Below are 2,505 nucleotides of genomic sequence, written 5' to 3' on the forward strand. Positions count from 1 at the left end.
AGCGAGCCAGACACCACGACGTCGGCAAGACCGTCAAACGCGCCGAATCGATCAAGGAACACCGACGTCATCGGCGTTAAACGCCAAGCTGAGAAAAGGTCCCGAAACGCAGACGACCCGCGAGTCTGGTTCCTCCCTGGGGAGGAGCCGGCCGGACGTTACCGGCGACTCGCGGGTCGGGTGACTGCGTTGGGTTAGGCCGGCTGCGTGTATCTCGCACACGCTGGCCCGGCGCCGAACCGAGTACGACGGCGGGCCACTAGCCCGCAGCCACCTCTTCCGTCCGGTTTGCATACATCTGCCGAACCACCTCCTTTCCGAAGTACTGCCACCCTAAGAAGCGATCGGCGCCGTATCAACCACTTTTTTCGTTGACCCCCGCGCGGGGGCACGATTGGCTTGCCGGATGAGTGATCTTCGTATCGACGTCGTGGACGGCGACGCCATGCTGGAGCAGTGGCGGCACGTCCACAACGTGATCGTGCCGCCCGCCGCGATGACGTCCGACGAGGCGCGGGAGCGGCTCGGGCGCGGGTACCGGCTGGAGAACGCGTACGACGGTGACGTGCTCGTCGGCTGCTCGACGGTGCGGCCTCCGCAGGGCGAGGAGGCCGTGGCCACCGTCATCGCGCGGGTGCTGCCCGAGCACCGGGGCAGAGGGATCGGCGCGGCGCTCTACGAGAAGGGGCTGGCGCACGCGCGCGGGCTCGGGGCCGAGGAGGTCGAGACCGTGGTGCTGGCGGCCAACACGGAGGGGCTGCGGTTCGCCGTGGCGCGGGGCTTCGTCGAGCGGGAGCGGTACGTGCTGGACGGTGAGCGCGACGAGTGGGTCGACCTGCGGCTGGTGTCCTCCCCCTCGTAGGGGGAGCGACCGCTTCGTGGGAAGGCGACCGCGTACAACGATTCTCTCAATCTTGCGGGAACCCGATGTGCGCTGAGTCACGTTCAAGTTGAATGATTGCAAGTGAGTGAACCGTCGTGCCGTACGTGCGGACGCAGCCTGCAGGGGGTCCAGGTGAGTGCTTCCCGGCGTAGTGGGACCACCGACGAGCTGGGGCCGGACGAGCCCGAGCCCGCGCGGGAGGGGTCGGACGGCTCCGACCTCCTCGCCGCGCTGCTCGACGGTATGGACGCCGCCCTGTGCGCCTTCGACGCGGACGGGACGGTCACGCACTGGAACCGTGAGGCGGAGCGGATCCTCGGCTGGAGCGCAAAGGAGGCGGTGGGCCGGGCCGGGTTCGCCGGGTGGGCCGTGCGCAGCGCGGACGCCGAGGAGGTCGAGGCGCGGCTGATGTCGGTCATGGACGCGCCGGGCCGGCAGGTCAACGAGTTTGCGCTGCTGACGAAGGACGGCGGCCGGGTGCTGGTGCGGACGCAGTCCGCGGCGGTGCGCGGGCCGGACGGGAAGCCGGCGGGGGTGTACTGCGCGTTCAGCGAGGTGCACGCGCAGATCGACCTGGAGCGGTCGATCGCGCTGAGCGAGGCGCTGCTGGAGGAGGCGAGCTGGGGCGTCGTCCTGGTCGACGCGGACCTGCGGCCCGCGGTGGTGAACGCGCACGCCGCGCGGGCGCTGGGGGTGGGGCGTACGTCGGTACTGGGCCGGCCGCTGGGGGAGCTGCTGGCGCAGGGTGTGGAGGAGCTGGAGAGCGCGCTCACCCATGTGCTCGCGGAGGGCGCGCCGCCCGCGCCGGCCGAGCTGTGGGTGAGTGTGCGCACACCGGAGGGCGAGCGGCGGCGGTGCTGGCGGAGCGGGTTCGTGCGGCTGGCGTCACCGCTGACGGAGGAACCGGTGCCGCTCGGGGTCGGCTGGCTGTTCCAGGACGTGACCGAGTCCCGGCAGGGTGAGCAGGAGGCGTCGCTGCTGCGGTTCCGCGCGCAGCAGCTGCACCGCGCGGCGCGCGCGGCGGCGGAGTGCGAGGACCCGGCGGAGGCGGCGACGGTCCATCTGGACTTCGCGCTGGCCGGGTTCGCCGATCACGCGCTGATCGACCGGGTGGCCGACGGCGCGGAGGGTGTCGACCGGGTGCGGCTGGTGCGGATCGCCGCCACGCCGTCCGGTGCGCCGGGGCCGAGCAGGCTCACCGGGCGGGCGGGGCTGCCGGTGCGGTACGGCGAGGGGCATCCGGCGGTGCAGTGTGTGGAACGGGTCGGGACGGTGCGGGCGGATGCCGGCTCCATGGGGGCCGGGGAGGCGCGGGCGTGGGCGCTGGCGCGGCAGTGGCCGGGGGATGCGGTGCATGCCTTGTGCGCGGTGTTGCGCAGTCGGGGGCGGACGCTTGGTGCTGTGACGTTTCTGCGGGGGGTGGGGCGTCATGCGTTCGAGCGCTCCGACGTGATGTACGCGGAGGATGTGGCGGGTCACATCGCCACCGCCCTGGATCTGGCGGGGCTTCTCGGCGACGATCGCTGACGTTTGTCTTTCGCCCCCGCCGCCCCTTCCCGTCCCGAAACCGGGGCTCCGCCCCGGACCCCGCTCCTCAAACGCCGGAGGGGCTGAGTTTCAGC

General features: G+C 71.9%; 2 protein-coding genes. Both read left to right on the plus strand.

Annotated features, from left to right (window positions below):
• Nucleotides 1-406: 406 nt before the first annotated feature.
• Entirely contained in the window at nt 407-862 is a 456-nt protein-coding gene (locus ACFV5H_RS37740; RefSeq protein WP_385054482.1) for a GNAT family N-acetyltransferase, read from the plus strand.
• Nucleotides 863-1,015: 153 nt separating this feature from the next.
• The gene (locus ACFV5H_RS37745; protein WP_385054485.1) at nt 1,016-2,410 is read left to right on the plus strand and encodes a PAS domain-containing protein; all 1,395 of its coding nucleotides are present in this window, start codon (nt 1,016-1,018) and stop codon (nt 2,408-2,410) included.
• The last annotated feature ends 95 nt before the right edge of the window (nt 2,411-2,505 follow it).

Origin of the sequence: Streptomyces sp. NPDC059787 (assembly GCF_042732315.1) — a bacterium.
Taxonomy (GTDB): Bacteria; Actinomycetota; Actinomycetes; order Streptomycetales; family Streptomycetaceae; genus Streptomyces; species Streptomyces atrovirens.

Bases quoted from the DNA above. Each gene is read 5' to 3' on its own strand.
- ACFV5H_RS37740 (WP_385054482.1), top strand. From the start codon at position 407: ATGAGTGATCTTCGTATCGACGTCGTGGACGGCGACGCCATGCTGGAG.